Genomic DNA, 24,948 nt, shown 5'->3' with positions numbered 1-24,948 from the left:
CTAATTAATAGGGGGGTAAAACATGGAAATACAATTAAAATTACGTGGAAACTCAGAAGGATTTATCCTTGAGTCAAAATTACCTGATGATGAACATTGGACTGAAAGAATTGAAATCGTTCAAGAAGAGGCAGGTTATCGTCTATATGCAAAAGATGTAGAAATTCTAGTCTTGAAAGTATCAGAATATATTTCTAAAAGAAAAAGAATAGTCGCAAGAGGGTTAAATAAGGATTTGATTTATTTTGAAGAAGAAAGATTTGAACATTTATGGGAACAAGCATACTGGCATGGAGTTTTTCAATTCAATTTAAATAACTATGAAATGACGTGTGTAGGTTCAGGTAGTAAAGGAGATATTTCACCTGTCACAAAAGATGGCATTCCGATTGCCGTTTATGCTGCAAGTAATATTGCAATTGCTGGAAAGAGAAATTTTTCTCTCTATACTGAAAATATTGACGAAATTGACAATTTACTGATGTTTTACGTAATTGATTATATTAGGGGATATGACTTTTTAGATATTGATTCTTTATCTGCAAGATATCGTTTCTTTTATCGATTCGATAAACGCTCAGCTATAACGAAGGAACATTTAGATATGCTTCCAGAGGAGAGAAGACCTTCCAAGTTAGAGGCGTTTATCATTTATTTTTTATCAGCTTTGCTTGTTGTGGTTGTCAGTTTGGTATCATTACGCTCTTGGTTCTTATTATTAGTAATTCTTCTGATACATTCTATTTATAATATCATAAAGAATTGGAGAAATAGAGATGAATAGTAGGGTATTTACCTATAGATTTATTATTGATGCTACAAAAAAATCTTACAAAAGGAGGCAATAGCCTGATCAAAGGCATGAGAGGATGGTTTAAATGATACTGGAACGAATTAAAAAATATTTTGAGTTTCAAAGAAGTAGAATAAAGGGACCAGTTCCTCTCTGGGGCGTATTAAATGGGATTTTTATTTTATATCCTTTGGCATTTTTGTTTTTTCTTGCAGGAGGGTTAGAGGTTCTAAAAAATGAGGACTTATATCAAGGACTGCTTATTTCAGGGATTGTTGTTTGGGTTTTAAATTTAGTATTTTTACTAGATCTTAAGAGAGGGATTTTAACCAGTTTTGGAACCTATCTCATGTATTTGACTGGTCATGTTTATACTATTATTGGATTTAATAGTTTGAGTGGGGACCATAACTTTATTGTTCTAAAGTTATCTCTCCCCCTTATCTATGCCATTGTAATTATTATCGTCATGAGCTGTTTGGTTGACTTGGACTCTGAAGAAATTATCCCGGAGAAGGCTGGAAAAATTATGCTTAATTTTGTAGTGGGACCGATAATACTTTTATCTCTTTGCTTTATTTTTCTAGCTATCATTGGATATGATTTTTTAATGGGGTGGGGAGTATCCTTATTGTTAATGATTTTTGGCTCTGCTTTATACCAAACATGGTTTTATATTATCTATGCCTACCAACATCGTCATGATATTGAGGAAACAAGACCAATCAAGCATATAGAAGTGTCTTCGGATTTGATTCAAAATAAAGAATTTGATAAAAATAGATTTAAAAAGGAAAAGAAACATGATTAAAGAAATCAAGATTCATATGGAACATTTGATGACAGACCAGGTCCAGATTCAAGCGGACGAACTATTGGAGTTATTTGTTCATACAGAACTCCTTCCCTATACTGATGGCATCTATAAAGATGGTCCGACCATTTTTGAAATGACTCCAACTCAGTTTGACGAAGAAGAACAGGACGTTACCATTTATATACCGGTCATTTCAGAAACAAACTCAACGAGCCAACTAAAATACCAAGCTAGTTTAAGTATTGAGGGTATCAGCAAACGTGTGCCATTTGAAGATGGTTTGGACCAGTCCATCTACGAGATGAAGGATTACATCAGAGAGCACGGTTGGGAGTTGCAAGATAAGTTGTATCTGGTCTTGATTCCAGTTTATGATGATTTGTTTGTAGATTTGATTATCCCAGTGGAGAAGTAAAATGGCAGAAATTACATATGGTATGAATCAATCATTAATGATGAGTAATGTCTTAAGTGTCGATTACAACATTACTGGTGATGAAATTGCAGTAGCCTTTCAAGATATGGTTCAAACAGTCGTAGCAGCTGGCTATACACCTAAAAGTAATCCATTTTACTCATGCCCTCATATCGGAGAGTTGGATGATGGGACATACAACATCACAGTCTATCTTCCTGTCCATGAGGATTATTTAGGAGAGAATGAATTACTGGAAGGGACAGCTTATAACAGTTATTTTTTAGTTCCTAGAATGGTAGGAGCTAGAGTTACTGGGGAGGAAGCAGTCAACTTTGATAAGGCTATATACGGTTTAACCAATTTATTGATTGATAATGACTTAGAAGAATCTACACCGGTATTTTATATTTCTAGCAAAATAAATGATGTTTTATATACAGATATCATGGTAGGGGTTCGAGATAAAAGAGATTAAAAGTTGGTAGAGGCCTAAAAGAAGGAAGTCTCAAAAATAACAAATGATGTAGTAAAAGCAGGTAAGGAAGTTATTGATGGTGTTGGTAATGCAGTATCTGACTTTTTCAGTGGTATTGGATCTGTATTTCAGTGATAGGAGATTCTCTTGGACGAAAATAAAATTATAAAGTTAAAAGACGTTGAATTTGTAGGAATTAGTAATTTTGAAGGGGAAACAGTTTTTTTTGATAAGAAAACAGGCAAGATGTTCTTAGGTCATTCTAAAACGAAGTTTAAAGTGTCTCCTGTCGCTTTCTCGACAGGAGCAGCACTTATTCTTTCTGTTCCTGTAAGAGAAATAACAAAAGTTCAGGTGTTCAGTGGGTTTTGGCCCTTGATTTTTGGTTTTTTTCTAATGATCATTGTCTCAAAACTCCTCTACAGACCAGCTTTGAATGAAGAATTAGTGATTAGTCCTTTTGTGCTTTCAAACGTTGATATGATAACTTTTCTTAAAAATGAGAAGAAAAATATAGTTAAGAGCCATCTAATTATATTATTGGCATTTCTTCTTCCAGTGCTTTTTTCTATAGTTTATTTATTGAATTCTAATTTTTTGTTTTTGTTTTTAGCCATTTTATTTTTTATGTTCCCCCTATTGTTATTAAACACGAAACCAATACAGAGATTTAAAGTGGTTCATATGTTAGACAAAAAATATTCCACTAAGGAAAAGGATTCATGAAAAAATATTTAAAAAATATGGTTCCGATAGGAACAATTGATAAAAATCCAGTTTATTTTGATAAAAAAGATTCTAGTTTATACATAGTAAGAAAAAAGACTTCTTTTTTGGAAACCGCTGGCAGTAGCTTGATCATGATTATTTATGTCATAATCGGAAAAGTCAATTCCAAATACTATTTAACCATTCTGGGAAGATATCAATTTTTAATGATAGGCATCCTAATTTCCTTTATAACAGCCTTTGTTGTTTGTTATGTGACCTTCCATCGTGAGAGGCAAGTTGAAAAACTTCAATTAGAGGAAAAAGCAATGAGGGACTTCGTGTTAAGAGAGCGAAAAAATATCTTGTTGACCTATTTATCTCTTATTATATTACCACTAATTATAATATTTTTTTCACACCTCTTTATCACATATGGCAATCTTCCGTGGGGAGTTGTTTCAATTTTATGTATGACTATATATTTTATGTTCTTTTATAATAAGATATTCCAAAGAGGAAAAATCATTAATAACTTATTTAGACAGTTAAACAAAGAATTAGAAAATAAAGATATTTAATTGAAAAAAATTGATTTCTAGAGATTCTAATCAATTTATTCAAAATTAAGAATAAGCAGATTAAGCTACGATTTTTAATGAAACAAGCTTATAGTTAGATCAATTTAGGAGGTTAAAGTGAAAGAAAAAACAGTGACAGAAGTTGAAGAATTAAATAAAGCTTATTTTAAAAGTTTAGCAAACACTCGCGCATCCGCAAGTATGATGGTTATTTCGTTCACAGGAGCCTTCGCTTCGGCATTGTTTCTGCTTTTCCAATATTTTTATTTTGTTAAAGGCTACGGAATAAATCCTTTGGAAAATTACTTTTTTGATTTTGTTTTGATTTATGTTATTTATCTTGTCGTGGCAACATTTATTCCGCTAGGAATGACATTTATTTATCGTAGACAGATTTTATCAACCATATTATTACTTTTATCTTATATAGGTATTTTTTTATCCTTGATACTTATATCCTATATTATTCTTGTTTATTCAGGGACTAATTTGCAAGAGTATAACGAACGTTCATTATACACCATTCCTTTTTTGTTAATCTGTACAGTTGTTGGTTTTGTTTATCACTATTTTTGGCTAAAAAGAGAGTTAAAAAAAGGTTTTTCTACCAATAGAACAATGGGTAATTATTTTGCGAAATCTAGTGCCCACAATAATAATTCTCTTCTCATTATTTTTACAGTTTCCATGCTAGGCGGTGTTCTTTCTGGTAAGTTTGCGCTAGTTTTAGGAATTCTAACAGCTGTACTTTTTAGCTATGGCTTCTCCCAACTGATCACAGAAGTCGCCTATCTTTTATATCTAAAAACTCAAAGCAAGGAGTATTGGGAAGATGTACCTACGAAAAAAGAGACTTTTCGAAATTTATTTAAGGATTTCAGTTTGAAGAAAGCAAAGATTAGAATTTTCCTTGAGATTTTGTTTTGTTCAATATTCCTAGGTATTATGTATAATATAGGCTATTTTAGTCCTAGTTCATACACCCCCCTTTGGCTTATTTGGTTTGGGAGAATATTTATAATTTTGATAGGACTGGATATTTTGGTGAGCTTTATTCTATCTATGATGAAAAGATTAAAAACTGGATTCAAAAAAGGAAAGAAAAAACAGTGAAAGAAATTGATGAATTAAATAAAGCATATTTTAAAAGCTTAGCGAATACTCGCGCATCAGCAAGTATGATGGTTATTTCATGGACAGGAGTATTTATATTAGCACTAGAAATTTTCGCTTTTTATTACTATTTTGACACAGTCGCTATAATAAATCCATTTATGAATTGGTTCTTTGATTTACTCTTGATTTCTTGTTTCTACCTTATTATTGCATTTTTCATTCCATTAGTTGGTCTCTTTGTATATAAGAAGCAAATTTTGTCAACAATTTGTCTGCTACTAGTCTATATGGTCATATACTTTTCTCTGCAGTTGATGATGCTTTTAATTATAGTGACTTCTATTTCAACGAAGGAATTTACTATAGGATTCTCTCTATATTCTCCAATCTTTATTCCATTTTTAGTTATTTGTACAATTTTAAGTTTTATTTATCAGTATTTTTGGCTAAAAAGAGAGTTAAAAAAAGGTTTTTCTATCAATAGAGCAATGGGTAATTATTTTGCGAAATCCAGTACTTATAGTAAGAACTCTCTTCTTATTATTTTTATAGTTTCTATGCTAGGTGGTCTTCTTTCAGGTAAATTGATACTTATTTTTGGAATTCTTGGAGCTCTTCTTTTCAGCTATGCATTTTCTCAATTGATTACAGAAGTTGTCTACCTTTTATACCTAAAAACTCAAAGCAAGGAGTATTGGGAAGATGTGCCTACGAAAAAAGAGACTTTTCGAGATTTATTTAAGGGTTTCAGTTTAAAGAAAGCAAAAATTCGTATCCCACTTGAAATAGTAGCTTTTGCAATATTATTAGGGATTATTAATTATAGTGGTTATTCAGATGAGAGCATTAAGCGACCTATTTGGCTGGTCTGGAGTGTCAAATTGTTCATCTATGCAATAGGACTGGATATTTTGGGGAGCTTTATTCTATCTATGATGAAAAGATTAAAAACTGGATTCAAAAAATGAATTTAAAAAGTAGAATTAAATATTGAAAATCATTAATCTTATTACAAATAATTAAAATGGTTTATGTTTAAACAGTTGTGAAACTTGTAACAATAGTAGTGATAGAAACCTATCATTTATGATACTTGTTAATCTATTACTGTTATACATATTATAAAAATGTAATTAGTGCGATTTAATTTAGGATAAGATGAGAAAGGAAATCAGAAAGCAACACATGAACGGTATTATCAACTTAAAAAAAGAAGCAGGCATGACCTCGCATGATGCGGTTTTTAAACTGCGTAAGATTTTGGGTACCAAGAAGATTGGTCATGGTGGGACCTTAGATCCTGATGTAGTGGGCGTTTTACCTATTGCTGTGGGGAAGGCGACTCGCATGGTTGAGTTCATGCAGGATGAGGGCAAGGTCTATGAGGGGGAGATCACTCTGGGATATTCTACAACGACCGAGGATGCTAGTGGGGAAATTGTTGAAGAAACTCCTGTTTTAGCTCCACTGGATGAAAAACTTGTCGATAAAGCCATTGCTGGTCTGACAGGGCCTATCACTCAAATCCCACCGATGTACTCTGCTGTCAAGGTCAATGGTCGCAAGCTCTATGAGTATGCGCGTGCTGGTCAGGAAGTCGAGCGTCCAGAACGTCAGGTGACCATTTATAGTTTTGAAAGAACGAGTCCGATTTCTTATGATGGGCATCTTGCACGATTTACTTTTCGTGTAAAATGCAGTAAGGGAACTTATATCCGTACTTTGTCTGTTGATCTTGGAGAAAAACTTGGCTATGCAGCTCATATGTCTCATTTAACACGAACAAGCGCTGCGGGCTTGCGGTTAGATGATGCTTTGACCTTGAATGAAATTGAGGAAAAGGTTCAAGCTGGTGAATTGGACTTTCTCCATCCTCTAGAGATTGGGACTGGTGACCTTGTCAAAGTTTTTCTTACACCTGAACAGGCAGAAGAAATCCGTTTTGGACGATTTATTGAGTTAGAACAACCAGAAAACCAATTAGCTGCTTTTGAAGGCGAGAAGCTATTAGCTATTTTAGAAAAGCGTGAAAATCTTTATAAACCTAGAAAGGTTTTCTCTTAAGTATTTGACAAACCAATGATTTTTATCTACTAGTCCAAAGATGAGATCTTCTCATCTTTTTAAAATATTTGCAGATTAATAGTTTTAAAATTTTATGTCCTAAAAAACCATTGAAAATACAGTGTTATTTGACAGTTTGGCTTACTTATGATAAGATTTAATTTAAGAAAAGTTAGAGAAAAATAGAGGATATTATGAGTATTGAAATGACTGTCAGTGAGATTGCTGAAGTCTTGGGGCTATCCCGACAAGCAATCAATAATCGTGTCAAAGAATTACCTGAAGAAGATATTACAAAAAACGACAAAGGTGTTACTGTAGTTACTCGCAGTGGATTGATCAAACTTGAAGAAATCTACAAAAAGACTATCTTTGAAGATGAACCAGTTAGTGATGAAGTTAAACAACGAGAACTCATGGAGATTCTTGTTGATGAAAAGAACGCTGAAATCATCCGTCTTTATGAGCAACTGAAAGCTAAAGATAAGCAACTGGCTGAAAAAGATGAACAGATGCGTGTTAAAGACCGCCAAATCGCTGAAAAAGATAAGCAATTGGATCAACAACAACAGTTGACTCTTCAAGCAATGAAGGATCAAGAAACTCTTCAGTTGGAGTTGGATCAAGCTAAGCAAGAAGTACAAGCATCGAAGAAAGGCTTCTTTGCTCGCTTATTTGGAAAATAAGAAAAAACTGCTTGGTTTCTATAAATAGACCAGGTGGTTTCTTTTTACAAACTAATTAGGTACGATAAGATGGAAACATTAAGAGATTATATCTCATTTGATTTAGAATTTAACAAACACCAGGATAAGACTCATTTGATTCAAGTATCAGCGGTACATTTTAAAGACGGTGAAGAAGTAGGAGCGTTTGACTCTTATGTCTACACTGATGTTCCTTTGAAAAGTTTTATCAATGGTTTGACTGGTATTACTTCGGAGACTCTCAAAGATGCTCCAAAGGTAGAAGAAGTTCTCCAAAAGTTTCAAGATTTCGTTGGTAACTTGCCCCTTGTTGGATACAATGCTGCAAAGAGTGATTTACCGATTTTACTAGAACATGGGTTTGACTATCGTGATCAATATAAAGTCGATCTTTATGATGAGGCTTTTGAACGTCGTAGTTCTGATCTACACGGAATCGCTAATCTAAAATTGCAAACTGTGGCTAGCTTTCTAGGATTTAAAGGGCAATCTCATAATAGTTTAGAAGACGCTCGCATGACTGCGCAAGTTTATGAAGCTTTTCTGGAGTCGGATGAGAGTAGACTGTTACTCGATTCTCAGAGTAGTCTTAGTTCTAATCCATTTGGTGCCTTAGATCTATCACAGCTTTTTGATTAGGAGTTTTTATGAAACCTGAAAAACCGAAAAAATTGGGTTTTAAAAAGATTTACCTAAATCTAGATAAAATCCTATTTCTATTCTTTCTAATCTTTATGCTGGTTGACTATATTTGGTTGCCATTAAACTCAGTCATAGCTGGATTCTTACTAAGTCAGACTGGATATTTGTTTATTTCTTATAACAATATTTTTTCAATCATAAAAAATGCTCCCATTGTCAGTCTTGGCTTTGTTATTTTAATAGCCATCAATCTACTGGTAGCCTATTTTCAACTTAGTATTCTCTTTATTGGAGCCCGTCATCTCCTTTATCACGAAAAAAGGACTCTTATAGAATATAGTCGAAAAGTATTTCGTGAAAGCCTTGCTTTTATGAAGAAGTTGACTATTTCTAAAGCATTATTTATCTTTCTTTTTGTAGCAATGCTATTTCCTTTTATCAGAAAGATATTTAAGATTTATTATTTCAATAAAATCGTAATTCCAGAGTTTATTCAAACTTACATGGAAGATAAATATTGGATGTGGTGGGTAGCTATTATTAGCTTATCACTTTTATTCTTCTATGTTTCAGTTCGGTTGATGTTCGCATTACCAAAAGTCTTTTACGAAAAGATGTCAGTTAAGGACTCCGTTCTTTATAGTCTTGAAAAAACCAAGAATAACTTTTGGTTTTATGCCTGGCATTTATTCTTAATTATTGTAAAGACAAACCTATTCTTTTACCTACCTCTCATCCCTATATTATCAATTCAGTTTATAGTGGATAGCATAACACAGAAAGAATCCCTAGTTCTTGCTATTATCAACTTTGTTCTCATCAAGAATTTTCACTATATGGCATTAACCTATTTCCTTGTTAAATTCTCTTCTTTTCTAACAGGAGAAGAACTTGACATTATGCCAAGACGGGAGAAGGACCATATCATGAGATGGGGTGTGATGGTCTGTGCAAGTACTTTCTTTGCAATTGAAGGATATAATTATCTAGAAGCTCCTGTAGTCAATCCACCTCTTGTGATTTCACACCGTGGCGTATCAAATGGCAATGGTGTACAAAATACAATCCAATCCTTGGAAAAAACTGCTCAATTAAAACCAGATTTAATCGAGATGGATATCCAGGAAACTAAGGATGGTCAATTTGTCATGATGCATGATGCCAATCTTAGAGGATTAGCAGGCTTGAATAAGACGCCACAGGATTTGACTCTGGAAGAGTTACAACAGATCGATATACACGAGAATGGTTATGAGACGAAGATTTCGAGTTTTGATGATTACCTGAATCGCGCAAATGAATTGCATCAGAAACTTCTTATTGAAATTAAGACTAGCCACAAAGATAGTCCGAAAATGATGGATCATTTTCTCGAAAAGTATGCTGCAAAAATTAAGGTTTATGGTCATCAAATGCAATCCTTGGATTACCACGTTGTTGAGAAAGTAACTCAGTACGATAAGGAAATACCTATCTACTTTATCCTTCCTTACAATTCTGTTTTCCCTAGAACGAATGCAACGGGTTATACCATGGAGTATTCTACGCTGGATGAATATTTTGTAACCAAGCTTTGGAATACAGAGCAGAAACTCTATGTATGGACAATCAATAGTTCTGAGTCATTTGATAAGTCTTTCCGCTTAGGTGTCAACGGCATGATAACGGATAACTTGGAAATGATTAAAGATGAACTAGAAACAGCTCAGGAAGATCCTGAGTATACAGACTTGCTTTTAAAAAAGGCAACTGAATTCTTTGCATTCTAATCAAAAAAGAGGCTGTTAACCAGCCTCTTTTTGTACGATATTAAAAAGGTAATTTACCTGCGAATGCACCAAGTTTCTTCTTAGTAGTTTCGTCAATTTGTTCGAGAGCAGCATTGAGTGCTTGGACAGTCATATCAGATAGTGTCTCAATATCTTCTGGATCTACGACTGCTGGATCAAAATCGATCTTAACGACTTTTTTATCACCAGTTAATGTTACAGTTACCAGATTTTGAGCAGAAGTTCCAACAAATTCTGTTGCAGCAAGTTCAGCCTGACTTTGCTCCATTTGTTTTTGAAGTTTTTGAGCTTGACGCATCATGTTTTGCATATTCATCATGGCGGTAGTTAGCTTCCTTTTCTTTTATTTTCCATTTTATTTTAACAATTTTAATTGGAAAAGTCTAATTAAAATTTCAGGATTGCTATATATATATCAACCAATGGTTTAAGGTTTCTTTAAGCTTTCTATATTATTCTGAAGAACTCTATATTAACCGAGAGCTAGAAATGACAGATTAGAACTCAATTTTGCCAAAAATGTGATTTTGATACTAGTTTCTAGCTAGAGGGACCTAGTATTTATTTTAAGATAGTGCTAGATTATGATATAATAGAAAAGAATGAGTTTTTGAAACAAACCAAAGGAGAATCAATATGATTTACGCTGGAATTTTAGCAGGTGGAACCGGCACGCGCATGGGTATCAGTAATTTACCTAAACAATTTCTTGAGTTGGGAGACCGCCCAATTCTAATCCATACAATTGAAAAATTTGTCCTAGAACCAAGTATTGAAAAAATTGTTGTTGGAGTTCATGGTGACTGGGTTACACATGCAGAAGATCTAGTTGAAAAATTCCTTCCACTTCACAAGGACCGTATCATCATCACAAAAGGTGGGGCGGACCGTAATTCTAGTATTGAAAAGATTATTGAAGCAATTGATGCCTATCGTCCACTAACAGAAGATGATATCGTAGTGACGCATGACTCAGTTCGTCCCTTTATCACACTTCGCATGATTCAAGACAATATCGCTCTTGCTCAAAAACATGATGCGGTTGATACTGTGGTCGAAGCGGTGGATACTATCGTTGAAAGTACAAATGGTCAGTTCATTACAGATATTCCAAATCGTGCTCATCTATACCAAGGACAAACTCCACAAACCTTCCGTTGTAAAGACTTTATTGACTTGTATGGTTCTCTATCAGCAGAAGAAAAAGAAATTTTAACAGATGCATGTAAGATCTTTGTCATTAAGGGTAAAGATGTAGCCTTGGCTAAGGGTGAATACTCAAATCTTAAAATCACAACAGTGACAGACTTGAAGATTGCTAAAAGCATGATTGAGAAAGACTAGAGACATGATTAATCAAATTTATCAACTGACAAAACCAAAGTTTATTAATATTAAATATCAGGAAGAAGAAATTGATCAAGAGAATCATATTCTCATCCGACCAAACTATATGGCTGTTTGTCATGCGGATCAGCGCTACTATCAAGGAAAACGTGATCCAAAAATCTTATCAAAGAAACTTCCAATGGCTATGATTCATGAGTCTTGTGGGACTGTTATTTCTGACCCAACAGGTACCTACAAAGTTGGTCAGAAGGTTGTCATGATTCCAAATCAACCACCTATGCAAAGCGATGAGGAATTCTACGAAAACTACATGACTGGAACGTATTTCCTATCGAGTGGCCATGATGGATTTATGCGAGAATTTGTATCTCTGCCTAAGGATCGTGTGGTATCATACGAAGATATCGAAGATACAGTTGCTGCCATTACAGAGTTTGTCAGTGTTGGCATGCATGCTATGAATCGTTTCATGACGGTATCTCACAGCAGACGTCAACGAATTGCTGTCATTGGTGATGGAAGTTTAGCTTTTGTCATGGCTAATATTATTAACTATACTCTGCCTGAAGCTGAGATTATTGTTATCGGACGTCATTGGGAGAAATTAGAACTCTTCTCATTTGCAAAAGAGCTTTACATTACTGATAGTATTCCAGAAGATTTAAGTTTTGACCATGGTTTCGAATGCTGTGGTGGTGATGGATGCGGGCCTGCTATTAATGACTTGATTCGTTACATCAAACCACAAGGGACCATTTTGATGATGGGTGTTAGTGAGTATAAGGTCAACATCAACACTCGGGATTCATTGGAAAAAGGCTTGTTACTAGTCGGCTCTTCACGTTCAGGAAGAATTGACTTTGAAAATGCTATCCAAATGATGGAAATTAAAAAATTTGCCAATCGTTTGAAGAATATCATTTATCTAGAAGAACCAGTCAGAGAAATTAAAGATATTCACCGAGTTTTTGCAACTGACTTAAATACCGCATTTAAGACAGTCTTTAAGTGGGAATTATAATGGAGGATGATTGTGAAGGAAATCGTTAAAGCAAAGATTGCTTCCTTATTGTCAGCTGACGAAGAAATTCAGATCGTTGAACAATTGGGGGGGATGACCAATCAAAACTATTTGGTTAAGACAACCTCAAACCAGTACATCGTTAAGTTTTTCGGTAAAGGTACTGATAAATTAATCGACCGTCAGAACGAGAAGTACAATCTTGAGTTGTTGAAAGATTTAAAATTAGATGTAGAAAATTATCTTTTTGATATCGAAGCAGGTATCAAGGTTAATCAGTACATCGAAAATGCTGAGACACTTAATTTTAATACCATTAAAACTAAATTTGAAAAGATAGCTCCAATTTTACAAACGATTCATGCTTCTGGTAAAGAATTGAAAGGAGAGTTTGCTCCTTTTGAGGAAATTAAAAAATATGAATCATTGATTCAAGGGGAGATTTCTTATCCTAATTATGAAGCTGTCAGAAAGGCTGTATTTTCTCTGAAAGAAGAGCTTGAACAAATTGGAATTGATAAGAAATCATGTCATATTGATTTGGTTCCAGAAAACTTTATTGAAGGTCCAGACGGACATCTTTATCTAATTGATTGGGAATATTCTTCTATGAATGATCCTATGTGGGATTTGGCAGCCCTCTTCCTAGAATCTGAATTTACAAGTGCAGAAGAAGAAGACTTTTTAAGTCATTACGAGAGTGACAAGACTCCAGTTTCAAGGGAGAAAATTCGTATTTACAAAATCTTGCAAGATATCATTTGGAGTCTTTGGACTATTTACAAAGAAGAAAATGGTGCAGATTTCGGAGATTACGGAATCTCTCGTTACAATAGAGCAGTAAAAGAATTAGAGTCTGAAGGAGATTTAAATGAAAACTAAAAATGGAGTTTCTTTTGGGCTACTATCAGGTGTGTTCTGGGGATTAGGATTAACTATTAGTGCTTATATCTTTTCAATATTCACGGATTTATCGCCCTTTGTAGTAGCAGCAGCACACGATTTCCTAAGTATTTTTATCTTGTTAGGATATCTTCTAGTTAAGGAAGGCAAAGTTCGTTTTTCAATCTTCTTGAACATTCGAAATGTCAGTGTTATCATCGGAGCTTTACTAGCCGGTCCGATTGGTATGCAGGCCAATCTCTATGCGGTTAAGTATATTGGAAGTTCATTAGCTTCGTCAGTCTCAGCTATTTATCCGGCAGTCTCAGTCTTGCTAGCCTTCTTCTTTTTGAAGCACAAGATTTCCAAAAATACAATTTTTGGTATCTTTCTAATCATTGCTGGGATTATTGCTCAGACCTATAAAGCAGAGCAGGTTAATTCTTTCTACATAGGTATTCTATGTGCTTTGATTTGTGCTTTTGCTTGGGGAAGTGAAAGTGTTCTGAGCTCCTTTGCTATGGAAAGTGACCTCAGCGAAATTGAAGCTCTCTTGATTCGTCAAGTTACATCCTTCTTGTCTTATCTTGTTATTGTGCTTTTCTCGCATCACTCATTTGCAGAAGTGGCAAATGGCCAATTGTTTGGTCTATTAATTGTCTTTGCAGCATTTAATATGATTTCTTATCTTGCCTACTATATGGCTATCAATCGATTGCAACCAGCAAAAGCAACTGGTTTAAATGTCAGTTATGTAGTTTGGACTGTCCTGTTTGCAGCGATGTTCTTGGGGATACCTCTGACTGTCTTGACCATTATAACTTCATTTGTTGTAATGGCTGGTGTTTATATTATCATTAAAGAATAAAGGAGAAAACGCGTGAAAGCGATCATCTTAGCAGCGGGATTGGGAACTCGTTTACGTCCTATGACAGAAAATACTCCCAAAGCCTTGGTTAAAGTCAATCAAAAACCTTTGGTTGAATATCAAATTGAATATTTAAAAGAACGAGGAATTGATGACATTATCATCGTCGTAGGTTATTTGAAAGAACAGTTCGACTATCTCAAAGAGAAATACGGTGTGCGTTTAGTTTTCAACGATAAGTATGCGGATTACAATAACTTTTACTCTCTTTACTTGGTAAAAGAAGAGTTGGCAAACAGCTACGTTATTGATGCTGATAATTATCTTTTCAAGAATATGTTCCGCAATGATATCGAGCGTTCAACTTACTTTAGTGTTTACCGTGAAGACTGTGATAATGAGTGGTTCCTAGTTTATGGTGATGACTACAAAGTTCAAGACATCATTGTCGATAGCAAAAACGGACGTATCTTGAGTGGAGTGTCGTTCTGGGATGCTCCAACAGCTGAAAAAATTGTTGGATTTATCAATGAGGCTTATGCAAGCGGCGAGTTTGTAGACCTTTACTGGGACAACATGGTTAAAGATAATATCAAAGAACTAGATGTTTACGTAGAGGAGTTAGAAGAAAATTCTATCTACGAAATTGACAGTGTTAAAGATTATCAAAAACTAGAAAAAATTCTTTCTTCACAAAAATAAGCAACTTATATGAACTGATACCTTACCTATTTTTACTTGACTTTTCATGTTTGATACAGTATACTAGTGAAAATTTAACCTTTAAGGGAAGTCCAGAGAGACTCACAAGGTGTCAGAGAAAAGAAGCTACAATGGAAACAAGTAAGCAGGTGCTTATTTGCTACTTTTGTGTAAATATCTTAACTGAAACCTTGCAATAGCAAGGTTTTTCTTTATCTGATCCCCTTAAAATTTAAGGAGGAAAAGTTATGAATCCAAATTGTAGAAAACGAATGGGTGCTATTCGCTTGGAAAATATGAAAGTGATTGTTCAAGAGGAAATCGCACCAGCAATCTTTGAGCTAGTACTTGAAGGAGAAATGGTTGAAGCTATGAAAGCTGGACAATTTCTTCATTTACGTGTACCTGATGATGCCCACCTCTTGCGTCGTCCAATTTCAATCTCATCCATAGATAAATCTAAGAAACAATGCCATCTGATTTATCGTATCGAAGGTTCTGGTACAGCTATCTTTTCAACCTTAAAAACTGGTGATAGCTTAGATGTTATGGGCCCTCAAGGAAATGGTTTTGATTTATCTGATTTAGACAAGCAGAGTCATGTTCTCCTAGTCGGTGGTGGAATCGGAGTACCACCCTTACTCGAAGTAGCTAAACAACTACATAAGAGTGGTGTGGAAATTACAACTGTTCTAGGATTTGCTACTAAAGATGCTGTCATTTTAGAAGACGAATTATCCCAATACAGCAAAGTCTTTGTGACGACCGATGATGGCTCCTATGGCATCAAGGGAAATGTCTCAGTTGTGATTAATGAATTTGACACTGAATTTGATGCCATCTACTCATGTGGAGCACCTGGTATGATGAAATACATCAATCAAACCTTTTACGACCATCCAAGAGCCTATCTATCTTTAGAATCGCGTATGGCTTGTGGTATGGGAGCTTGTTATGCTTGCGTCTTAAAAGTGCCAGATAGTGAAACAGTTAGTCAACGTGTCTGTGAGGATGGACCTGTATTTAAAACAGGAACAGTAGTTTTATAAGGAGAGTGTCATGACTAAAAATCGATTACAAGTTTCTCTACCTGGTTTAGAGTTAAAGAACCCTATCATTCCTGCTTCAGGTTGTTTTGGTTTTGGTCAAGAGTATGCCAAATACTATGATTTGGACCTTTTAGGATCTATCATGATTAAAGCAACTACTCTTGAGCCGCGTTTTGGTAATCCTACTCCAAGAGTGGCAGAAACTCCTGCAGGTATGCTTAATGCTATTGGTCTACAAAATCCTGGTTTAGATGTCGTTCTGTCTGAGAAGTTACCTTGGCTTGAAAGAGAATATCCAAATCTCCCTATTATCGCCAATGTTGCTGGATTTTCAAAACAAGAGTATGCAGCCGTTTCTCATGGAATTTCTAACGCAACTAATGTAAAAGCCATCGAGCTCAATATCTCATGTCCTAACGTCGATCATGGCAATCATGGACTTTTAATTGGACAGGACCCTGAGTTGGCTTATGATGTGGTAAAGGCAGCTGTTGAGGCTTCTGATGTACCCGTTTACGTTAAATTAACACCAAGTGTGACTGACATTGTAACTATTGCTAAGGCAGCAGAGGATGCTGGAGCTAGTGGACTCACCATGATTAATACCCTTGTTGGTATGCGTTTTGACCTCAAAACTAGAAAGCCAATCATTGCAAATGGGACAGGGGGTATGTCTGGACCAGCAGTCTTTCCAGTAGCTCTCAAATTGATCCGTCAAGTAGCCCAATCTACCAATCTACCAATCATTGGTATGGGAGGAGTTGATTCAGCTGAAGCTGCTATAGAAATGTACTTAGCTGGTGCGTCAGCAATTGGAGTCGGTACAGCAAACTTTACCAATCCATATGCCTGCCCTGATATCATTGATAACCTACCAAAAGTTATGGACAAGTATCATATCGAAAGTTTGCAACAACTGAGAAAAGAAGTGAAGAGTAGCCTGTAATCTTTTTAAATTCGTAATGTTTTGAATGCATTCTTCTTTTTGGTATAATATGACTATGATTGTAACAATACCTATTAAAACTGAAAAAGACATTGCAACTCCAGGCCCAACAGTCCTTGTATTAGGATATTTTGATGGGATTCACCTTGGTCATCAAAAATTATTTAGCATTGCTGGTGAAATTGCTGCTAAGAAGAGATTAAGCGTTGCTCTAATTACCTTTCATGAATCACCAAAATTAACCTTAAAAGCCTATTCGCCAGAAAATTTGCTTCATATCCTAAATGCAGAAGAGCGTGAACGCAAATTTAAACGAGCTGGAGTTGAAAATCTCTATCTTATGGATTTCTCAAGTCGTATTGCTAATATGACGGCGCAAGAGTTCGTAGATACCTTTGTCAAGGAAGTTAAAGCTGATACCATTGTAGTTGGATTTGACTATAGTTTAGGTTCAGATCGAAAATCTGCAGAGGATTTAAAAGAAATTTTTGATGGAGATGTGGTCGTGGTTCCACCTGTAGAAGATGAAAAAGGAAAGATTAGCTCTACTCGTATTCGTCAAGCCATCCTAGAAGGGGATGTGAAAGAAGCAGGGCGATTACTAGGAAGCTCCCTTCCAACAAGAGGAATTGTTGTACATGGCAATGCTCGTGGCCGTACAATTGGATATCCTACTGCTAATCTTGTCCTCTTAGACCGTACTTATATGCCAGCAGATGGTGTCTATACTGTTGATATCGAAATCAAGAGAAAACTCTATCGAGGGATGGCCAGTGTCGGTAAGAATGTTACCTTCGATGGAGAAGAAGAGCGCTTTGAAGTCAATATCTTTGATTTTGATGAGGATATTTATGGAGAGACTGTGACCGTCTATTGGTTAGATCGTATCCGAGATATGGTGAAATTTGACGGCATTGAACAACTGGTCAAACAACTCGAAGAAGATGAACAAGCTGCAAGAAAATAAAAGAATCAAAAAGTTCGGATGATTGTTCGAGCTTTTTGTTTTTCAAAAGTAGTCGATTAAGAGTCTTAGAGATATTTTTACAATCGGTAAAATTTTGGGAAAAAGCAAAGTTTTAGCTTGACATCTTAAATTTTAAGGAGTAGAATGTTTACTAGTTAATTAAATGGTTAAACACTAGTTAAGGAGTTGTGATGAAAAAAAGAAGTATCCTTTGGCTTATGCTGGCCTTCTTTGCTCTCGTTTTAGGAGCTTGTGGACAAAAGGACAATCAAGAAAGCAAGGAAGACAAGGGAATGAAAATAGTGACCAGTTTTTATCCAGTCTACGCCATGGTTAAAGAGGTTTCTGGTGATTTAAACGATGTTCGGATGATTCAGTCGAGTTCCGGTATTCATTCCTACGAGCCTTCTGCAAATGATATTGCAGCTATTTATGATGCTGATGTCTTTATTTATCATTCACATACCTTGGAGTCGTGGGCAGGAAGTCTAGATCCTAGCCTACAGAATTCCAAAGTAAGAGTCATAGAAGCTTCAGATGGAATGACTTTGGAGCGAGTTCCCGGCTTAGAAGATATGGATGCCGGGAAAGGGATTGACGAGAAGACCTTGTATGATCCTCATACATGGCTTGATCCTGAAAAGGTTGCTGAAGAAGCACAGATTATTGCTGACAAGCTATCGGAACTAGATAGTGCTAATAAGGCTATTTATCAGAAAAACGCACAAAGTTTTAGTGATAAAGCTCATGAACTTACTAAGAAGTATCAACCAATCTTTGAAAAATCAAGTCAGAAGACATTTGTAACGCAACATACGGCTTTTTCTTATTTGTCCAAACGGTTTGGTCTAAATCAACTAGGGATTGCTGGTATTTCACCTGACCAAGAACCAAGTCCAAGACAATTGACTGAAATTCAAGAATTTGTAAAGACTTATAAAGTCAAAACTATTTTTACTGAAAGCAATGTTTCTTCTAAAGTTGCTGACACACTTGTAAAATCAACAGGTGTGAGTCTTAAAACTTTAAATCCTTTAGAGGCTGATCCACAAAATGACAAGTCTTACTTGGAGAATCTTGAAGAAAATATGGCTATCTTAGCACAAGAATTGAAATGAGGAGATTATGAAGATTAATAAAAAATATTTAGCAGGATCTGCAGTGGTCCTTACCTTAAGTGTATGTGTCTATGCTTTAAATCAACATCAAGCACCTGAGAAAAAAGAAAGCAATCGTGTATCATATGTTGATGGAAAAGAATCTGAAGCTAAGAAAAATGAATCTCTGACACCGGACCAAGTTAGCAAGAAGGAAGGAATAGAAGCTGAGCAGATTGTTACTAAGATTACAGACCAAGGATATGTGACTTCACACGGCGACCATTTTCATTTTTACAATGGTAAGGTACCATATGATGCCATCTTTAGCGAAGAGTTAGTCATGAAAGATCCAAACTATCAGTTGAAAGATGAAGATATTATCAATGAGATTAAGGGTGGCTACATTATCAAGGTGGATGGGAAGTACTATGTCTACTTGAAAGATGCTAGTCATGCAGATAATATTCGTAGCAAAGAGCAAATTGAGCGCCAAAAACAAGAACATACTTCAGATCAAAGTAGTGTAAGCACAGAAGTTCTTGCTGCTAGAGCACAAGGTCGATACACAACCGACGATGGGTATGTCTTTAATCCTGCGGATATCATAGAGGATACAGGTGATGCATTTATCGTTCCTCACGGAGGTCATTATCATTACATTCCTAAGAGTGATCTGTCAGCGGGTGAATTAGCTGCCGCAAAGGCTTATTTATCTGGCAATAGTTCAGCTCTCAGTCAACCCTTGTCACTGACACCGAATAATGGTGTTTCTGCAGCAGATGATGGTTATGTCTTTAACCCTAATGATATTGTCAGAGATACTGGCGATGCTTATATCGTACGACATGGGGACCACTATCACTATATCCCTAAATCATCTCTTAACAATCATCAAGCACAATCTAACACTCCAAACTTAGAAAGTCCTTCTAATTCTACACCAAATAATCCGTTACCACATGTTCACCATGAAGAAGAGGAACACGATCATGGTTTTGATGCAAATAGAATTATAAGTGAAGATTCAGAAGGTTTTGTCATGAGTCATGGTGATCACAATCATTACTTCTTTAAGAAAGATTTGACACCTGAGCAAATCAAGGCAGCACAAGATCATTTGAAAGCTAAGTCACCAGTGACACCAAGTCCAAGTCATGAGGACCATGATGAAGATGAGCATGACCACCATCATGGTGAAGACCATGATCACGGCTTTGCAGTTGATCGAGTGATCAGTGAAGATGATAAAGGATTTGTAGTTTCACATGGAGATCATGCACATTATTTCTTTAAAAAAGATTTGTCAGCAGAGCAGATAAAGGCAGCTCAAGAACATTTACATGGGCATAGCCAAACAGAAGTTCCAAAAGATAATCATAACACTCCTAAAGAGAATGAAGTGAAACACGAGCATCATGAAGATGAACATGATCATGGCTTTGCAGCTGAGCGAGTGATTAGTGAGGATGAGCAAGGTTTTGTGGTTTCACATGGAGACCATGCCCACTATTTCTTTAAGAAAGATTTGTCGAAAGAGCAGATTAAGGCGGCGCTGGAACATTTACATGGACACCATCAGGCAGAGCCTGTAAAACCTCTTGCCAAGACTGTAGAAAGTTTCTCTCGAGATGCTAGCGATGAAGAAAAGATGGCTTATATCTCTAAAACCTATGGTGTTCCGCTTGAAGCGATCCGAATTTCAAATGGATTCTTTGTATTCGGAAATCCAGACCAGGCTTATGACCCAACTCACATTCACCCTTACGCCGTTCGTAAGGAACACGTTCGTATTCCGCTTCAAACAGGTGATGCAGAGCTTGATTTCCTAAACGAACTCTATACAACTGCTCTACGTGATGGAGTCTCTCCTTATAGCTTGCAGGTTGAAAATGGTAGCTTTGTTATCCCTCATGGCGACCACAACCACTATATTAAAGTTCAAACCAAGGGCTATGAAGTGGCTCTAAAAAACAAAATACCTGCCTTGCAATCTAACTACCAACCAGGTGCATTTGATGAAACGACTGTTCAAAACAAGGTTGAACAACTTCTAGCAGAAAGTCGTGAAGTTTACAAGGATAAACCTATTTTACAAAGACAAATTGAGCTTGCCTTAGGTCAATTCTCTGAAAATATGAAGAAGCTTTCAACCAATTCTACAGCTGGCTATCTGGCTGCTTTAGATCTCTTTGACAAACAGTATATTCACATTGACTCAAGTGTCAAACCAACAGAAATCAGTCCTTTAGACAAGAAATATCAAGCTTTAGTAGATAAGATTAATACCTTAGACACAGATGCTTACGGACTTCCTAAGAAGGATTTATTGACTCAGCTTCAAGAAAATAAACTAGCCCAAGATGAAGCAGGTTTAGATGCAGTTGAAGCTAAGCTACAAGCTTTGCAAGATTTTAATGACCGTACTGGAGTTACAACAGTCGAGTACATTAAGTATTTCTATCAACATTTATCTGATAATCACTTAAATGACACTCTTAGAAATAAAATTGCTAACTTAACTTGGACACTTTATCAATCACAATCCTTCCTTAAGGCGACTGACTTGAACAAACTATTCCCAGAAATCTATCAAACAAAACTGGAAGTTGAAGAAGCTCTGAAGAATGAACCTGTTACAAGTAAGCCTTCTGAAACGATTTTAGATACAGAAAAAGTGGATGGCCATAGTGCTAAAACAGCAGTCTATGAGTTTTTGAAAGGTTTGTATGATGATATTAAGCCTGAGGAACAAAGCAATCATGTTCGAAAAGCTCAAGTAGAAGGACTCTTAACGAAAGCTGAAGAATTAGTTGCTCAAGTCAAAGAAGAAGGCGTAAAAGCTTCACTCGCTGACGAGGTGAAAAACCTGAAAGCTGCTCTAGATAAAGACGATGCAGACCTTGATGAACTAAACACACAAGTCCAAGATCTTATAAAACGTATTTCACAAACCATTCAGACTGAACGTGAGAATGCTAATCAAGACCCAGAGGTTTTGCTTCTCTATCAAAAATTATATAATGGAGTCCTTGCCCTACATACTTATTTGGAAATGAATAATGGTTCTGATGCGGACTTTGAAAAAGTGGATGCTTTGTTTGATAAATTATCAGCTGCAAGCAAAGACAAGCAAGCTCTTCTAGCTCTTGCGCAAGAAATTGTCTCATTAAACCAAGAACTTCAATCCAAAGCTAAGCCGGATGAAGCAAGTTCTGAAATAACAAGTAATCAAGCAAGCGACAAACAGACTGAATCAAGCAATCCAACGACTAGTTCTCCAGAAACAAGTGAGAAAGTAGTCAACTAAAAAAGAAGTAGCTTTGCTACTTCTTTTTTAGTCTTTGTAAGATACAATGCCAATGATTGTATCAACTGCACGCTCCATAGTTTGAAGGCTGACATATTCAAAACGTCCATGCATATTTTCACCACCAGCGAAGATATTTGGAGTTGGAATTCCCATAAAAGAAATTTTAGAACCGTCTGTTCCTCCACGGATAGGCTCGATAATAGGAGTAATATCAAGATTTTCCATCACTGCTTTAGCAATAGTGATTGGAGTCATATCCTTTTCGATAACTTCTTTCATGTTGTAGTATTGGTCTGTCAAAGTCAAGGTTACACGATCACTACCAAGTTCTTGGTTCATCTTATCAGCAATAGCTTGCATGGCAACCTTACGCGCTTCAAAGGTTTCTTTTTCAAAATCGCGAATGATGTAGCTAGCACGCGCTTCCTCGACAGTTCCGGTTACATCCATGAGATGGTAGAAACCTTGGTAACCCTCAGTCAACTCAGGTCGGTCACCAGCTGGGAGTTGATTGTGGAAGTCGATGGCTAACTGGAGAGCGTTGACCATTTGTCCTTTAGCTGTTCCTGGGTGAACATTACGGCCTTGGAAGTGAAGTTCAGCTCCTGCAGCAGAGAAGGTTTCATACTGCAATTCACCTAGAGGTCCACCGTCAACTGTATAAGCAAAGTCAACATTGAAGTCTTCTGCATCAAATTTATTAGCACCAACACCGATTTCTTCATCAGGACCAAAGCCAACACGGATTTCACAGTGTTTAATCTCAGGATGAGCAGTCAAGTATTCGATAGCGGTCATGATTTCAGCGATACCAGATTTGTCATCAGCCCCGAGCAAAGTAGTTCCATCAGTAGTAATCAAGGTTTGTCCTGGATATTTCTCTAAGCTCTTAAAATCTGCTGGATCAAGCTTGAAACCAGAATTGCCAAGCTCGATAACACCACCGTCGTAGTTTTCAATAACTTGTGGATTGACACCTTCAGCATTAAAATCAGCTGTATCCATGTGAGAGATAAAACCGATCTTACGAGTCAAACTTGGGTCGTTGGCTGGTAAGGTTCCAATAGCAAAACCGTTTGGTAGGTAGTAAACATTTTGCAAACCAACACGTTTCATCTCAGGGATGAGGACATTAGTTGCGAAGTCTACTTGACTTTGGGTACTTGGTGTAGTGGTTGAATGTTCGTCAGAACGAGTATTGACTTTGACATAAGTCAAAAAACGCTCCAACAATGTTGGATATTTCATCGTAACTCCTTTTTTCCTTCTTTTAAAACCATTGTATCATAGAAAGAAGAGAAAAACAAAAGTCAGAAGGGAGGTAACATTCTTATGTTAGCGTTTACTTATGGCTGTTTTAGTGATACAATAAAAAAGATAAAAATATCACAAGGATGCAGAGATGAAAAAAGCGATTTTAATGATGACATTTGGTTCCCCAGAAGAGATTACCTTTGAAGGAGTAGCCGACTTTTTTACTAACATTCGTCGTGGAGTTCGACCTCAAGATCACGAGATTCAAACACTTTATGATAATTATGTTCGAATTGGAGGAACTCCACTTCAAAAAATTACCCGTGAAGAAGTTTCCTTAGTAGAAGCTAGATTGGGAAATGAATATAGTGTCTATTTTGCCAATAAATTTTCAACTCCCTTTATTCCAGACGTGATTCGGCAAATGGAAGCAGATGGAATTGAAAAGTGTATTTGCTTGATTTTGGAGCCACACTATTCCTTTTACTCTGTCATGGGTTATGAAAAGTTTTTGGAAAGCAAACAAATTCAGTTTTTAGTTATTAAGGACTGGTATCAAGAAGAAGCCCTATTAAACTATTGGACAGATGAAATTGCTAAGATTTTAAAAGAAAAGGTGAAACAGGATAGCTTTAAAGTCATCTTTTCTGCCCACAGTGTGCCCATTTTTGCCTTGGATTTTGGCGATCCCTATATTGACCAGATTTTCGAAAATAGCAAGTTAATTGCTGAGAAATTAGGCTTGAAACCAGACCAATATACCAACACTTGGCAGAGCGAAAGTGATATTGGTATTCCTTGGATTAAGCCAGATGTCTTGGAATATCTTAGAGAACAGGAAGAACATCCAGAGCATTATATTTTTGTGCCTATTAGTTTTATCAGTGAGCACATTGAAGTTTTGTTTGACAACGATGTGGAATGTCATGATTTGTGTCAGGAATTGGGTGTGAACTACCATCGTCCACCAATGCCAAATACAGATTCTCGTTTGATTGATGCCTTGGTCAATATTATTCGAGCTAACGAACATAAAGAATTTAGAGAATTCCTCCCAGATGAAGAGACCTTTGATGAGTTAGTTCCTTCAGACGATACTAAAAACATTTTGGCTGAATCTCAAGATTTACAAATGCCAGAATTTGTTAAAAAATTAATTGAGAAAAAAGGTCGTGAAAATGTCAAGATGCCTTATTTAATCAAAAAAATGCTTGAAAAAGCTGGCAAATTACCCAAAGACTAAGTAAAAATAGAAAAGAACTGGTAAGTTTTGTTTCAAATATCCGCTAAGGCAGGATATAACTTAGAAGGTGAAAGAAAAGGCGGTGGGATAGAAATCGATAGACAAAGTCTTGATTTCGTAGTCCCAGCCCCGCGAGGATGATTAG

24 protein-coding genes and 1 pseudogene are annotated in these 24,948 nt (G+C 36.0%); 23 read left to right on the top strand and 2 right to left on the bottom strand.

The window, feature by feature from the left end:
* Positions 1-22: 22 nt before the first annotated feature.
* From QM857_RS00665 to QM857_RS00610, 12 genes are all read left to right on the top strand, one after another.
* Complete coding sequence (locus tag QM857_RS00665) at positions 23-784, top strand: hypothetical protein (RefSeq protein WP_414274724.1); 762 nt, start codon at positions 23-25, stop codon at positions 782-784.
* Between the two features lie 94 nt (positions 785-878).
* A complete protein-coding gene (locus QM857_RS00660; RefSeq protein WP_414274723.1) occupies positions 879-1,604 on the top strand; it encodes a hypothetical protein in 726 nt (241 codons plus the stop codon).
* Positions 1,597-2,025 carry a hypothetical protein gene (locus QM857_RS00655; RefSeq protein ID WP_414274722.1) on the top strand — a complete coding sequence of 143 codons (429 nt, stop codon included), beginning with the start codon at positions 1,597-1,599 and terminating at the stop codon, positions 2,023-2,025. The genes QM857_RS00660 and QM857_RS00655 overlap by 8 nt, the downstream gene beginning before the upstream one ends.
* Position 2,026: 1 nt before the next feature.
* On the top strand, positions 2,027-2,503 hold the full coding sequence (locus QM857_RS00650) for a DUF5085 family protein (RefSeq protein WP_414274721.1): 477 nt from the start codon (positions 2,027-2,029) through the stop codon (positions 2,501-2,503).
* A 147-nt stretch (positions 2,504-2,650) separates the two neighbouring features.
* A complete protein-coding gene (locus QM857_RS00645) occupies positions 2,651-3,229 on the top strand; it encodes a hypothetical protein (RefSeq protein ID WP_414274720.1) in 579 nt (192 codons plus the stop codon).
* Positions 3,226-3,792 (top strand): hypothetical protein, encoded by a 567-nt coding sequence (locus tag QM857_RS00640; protein WP_414274719.1) that lies wholly within the window; start codon positions 3,226-3,228, stop codon positions 3,790-3,792. Before QM857_RS00645 ends, QM857_RS00640 begins: the two co-directional genes overlap by 4 nt.
* A 117-nt stretch (positions 3,793-3,909) precedes the next feature.
* Complete coding sequence (locus QM857_RS00635; protein ID WP_414274718.1) at positions 3,910-4,905, top strand: hypothetical protein; 996 nt, start codon at positions 3,910-3,912, stop codon at positions 4,903-4,905.
* The gene (locus QM857_RS00630) at positions 4,902-5,876 is read left to right on the top strand and encodes a hypothetical protein (protein ID WP_414274717.1); all 975 of its coding nucleotides are present in this window, start codon (positions 4,902-4,904) and stop codon (positions 5,874-5,876) included. Before QM857_RS00635 ends, QM857_RS00630 begins: the two co-directional genes overlap by 4 nt.
* A 217-nt stretch (positions 5,877-6,093) precedes the next feature.
* Positions 6,094-6,972 (top strand): tRNA pseudouridine(55) synthase TruB, encoded by an 879-nt coding sequence (gene truB, locus QM857_RS00625; RefSeq protein WP_414274893.1) that lies wholly within the window; start codon positions 6,094-6,096, stop codon positions 6,970-6,972.
* Between the two features lie 194 nt (positions 6,973-7,166).
* Positions 7,167-7,658, top strand: a complete 492-nt coding sequence (locus QM857_RS00620) for a DUF536 domain-containing protein (RefSeq protein ID WP_004252719.1) — start codon at positions 7,167-7,169, stop codon at positions 7,656-7,658.
* Positions 7,659-7,727: 69 nt separating this feature from the next.
* Positions 7,728-8,318: a 3'-5' exonuclease gene (locus QM857_RS00615; protein ID WP_414274716.1), complete on the top strand. Its 591-nt coding sequence runs from the start codon at positions 7,728-7,730 to the stop codon at positions 8,316-8,318.
* Positions 8,319-8,326: 8 nt separating this feature from the next.
* Entirely contained in the window at positions 8,327-10,090 is a 1,764-nt protein-coding gene (locus tag QM857_RS00610; protein WP_414274715.1) for a glycerophosphoryl diester phosphodiesterase membrane domain-containing protein, read from the top strand.
* A gap of 40 nt (positions 10,091-10,130) precedes the next feature.
* Here QM857_RS00610 and QM857_RS00605 read toward each other — a convergent pair whose 3' ends face one another.
* On the bottom strand, positions 10,131-10,430 hold the full coding sequence (locus tag QM857_RS00605; protein WP_414274714.1) for a YbaB/EbfC family nucleoid-associated protein: 300 nt from the start codon (positions 10,428-10,430) through the stop codon (positions 10,131-10,133).
* 317 nt (positions 10,431-10,747) lie between these two features.
* Between QM857_RS00605 and QM857_RS00600 the strand changes: the two genes are divergently transcribed.
* The 10 genes and pseudogenes from QM857_RS00600 to QM857_RS00555 form a co-directional block, all read left to right on the top strand.
* Positions 10,748-11,455 carry a 2-C-methyl-D-erythritol 4-phosphate cytidylyltransferase gene (locus QM857_RS00600; protein ID WP_036752755.1) on the top strand — a complete coding sequence of 236 codons (708 nt, stop codon included), beginning with the start codon at positions 10,748-10,750 and terminating at the stop codon, positions 11,453-11,455.
* A 4-nt stretch (positions 11,456-11,459) separates the two neighbouring features.
* Positions 11,460-12,482: a ribitol-5-phosphate dehydrogenase gene (locus QM857_RS00595; protein WP_414274713.1), complete on the top strand. Its 1,023-nt coding sequence runs from the start codon at positions 11,460-11,462 to the stop codon at positions 12,480-12,482.
* Positions 12,483-12,488: 6 nt separating this feature from the next.
* Complete coding sequence (locus QM857_RS00590) at positions 12,489-13,364, top strand: phosphotransferase (protein WP_414274712.1); 876 nt, start codon at positions 12,489-12,491, stop codon at positions 13,362-13,364.
* On the top strand, positions 13,354-14,232 hold the full coding sequence (locus QM857_RS00585; RefSeq protein ID WP_414274711.1) for a DMT family transporter: 879 nt from the start codon (positions 13,354-13,356) through the stop codon (positions 14,230-14,232). The genes QM857_RS00590 and QM857_RS00585 overlap by 11 nt, the downstream gene beginning before the upstream one ends.
* Positions 14,233-14,244: 12 nt before the next feature.
* The gene (locus QM857_RS00580; protein ID WP_049495205.1) at positions 14,245-14,934 is read left to right on the top strand and encodes a CTP--phosphocholine cytidylyltransferase; all 690 of its coding nucleotides are present in this window, start codon (positions 14,245-14,247) and stop codon (positions 14,932-14,934) included.
* Between the two features lie 248 nt (positions 14,935-15,182).
* On the top strand, positions 15,183-15,983 hold the full coding sequence (locus QM857_RS00575; protein WP_049495207.1) for a dihydroorotate dehydrogenase electron transfer subunit: 801 nt from the start codon (positions 15,183-15,185) through the stop codon (positions 15,981-15,983).
* 10 nt (positions 15,984-15,993) lie between these two features.
* Entirely contained in the window at positions 15,994-16,929 is a 936-nt protein-coding gene (locus QM857_RS00570) for a dihydroorotate dehydrogenase (protein ID WP_414274710.1), read from the top strand.
* A 55-nt stretch (positions 16,930-16,984) separates the two neighbouring features.
* Complete coding sequence (locus QM857_RS00565; RefSeq protein ID WP_414274709.1) at positions 16,985-17,896, top strand: bifunctional riboflavin kinase/FAD synthetase; 912 nt, start codon at positions 16,985-16,987, stop codon at positions 17,894-17,896.
* 191 nt (positions 17,897-18,087) lie between these two features.
* Positions 18,088-19,014: a metal ABC transporter solute-binding protein, Zn/Mn family gene (locus QM857_RS00560; RefSeq protein ID WP_414274708.1), complete on the top strand. Its 927-nt coding sequence runs from the start codon at positions 18,088-18,090 to the stop codon at positions 19,012-19,014.
* 7 nt (positions 19,015-19,021) lie between these two features.
* Positions 19,022-22,187, top strand: a pseudogene (locus QM857_RS00555) (pneumococcal-type histidine triad protein); the annotation flags it as partial.
* Between the two features lie 143 nt (positions 22,188-22,330).
* Here QM857_RS00555 and pepT read toward each other — a convergent pair.
* Entirely contained in the window at positions 22,331-23,554 is a 1,224-nt protein-coding gene (gene pepT / locus QM857_RS00550; RefSeq protein WP_414274707.1) for a peptidase T, read from the bottom strand.
* A gap of 154 nt (positions 23,555-23,708) precedes the next feature.
* On the opposite strand from pepT, the gene hemH reads away from it, so the two are divergent.
* The gene (gene hemH, locus QM857_RS00545) at positions 23,709-24,803 is read left to right on the top strand and encodes a ferrochelatase (RefSeq protein ID WP_414274706.1); all 1,095 of its coding nucleotides are present in this window, start codon (positions 23,709-23,711) and stop codon (positions 24,801-24,803) included.
* Positions 24,804-24,948: the final 145 nt, after the last annotated feature.

This window comes from Streptococcus infantis (genome assembly GCF_047463315.1).
GTDB lineage: Bacteria > Bacillota > Bacilli > Lactobacillales > Streptococcaceae > Streptococcus > Streptococcus infantis_AB.
Note: the sequence above shows the minus strand (reverse complement) of the source record. Positions and strands in the feature narration are given on the sequence as shown.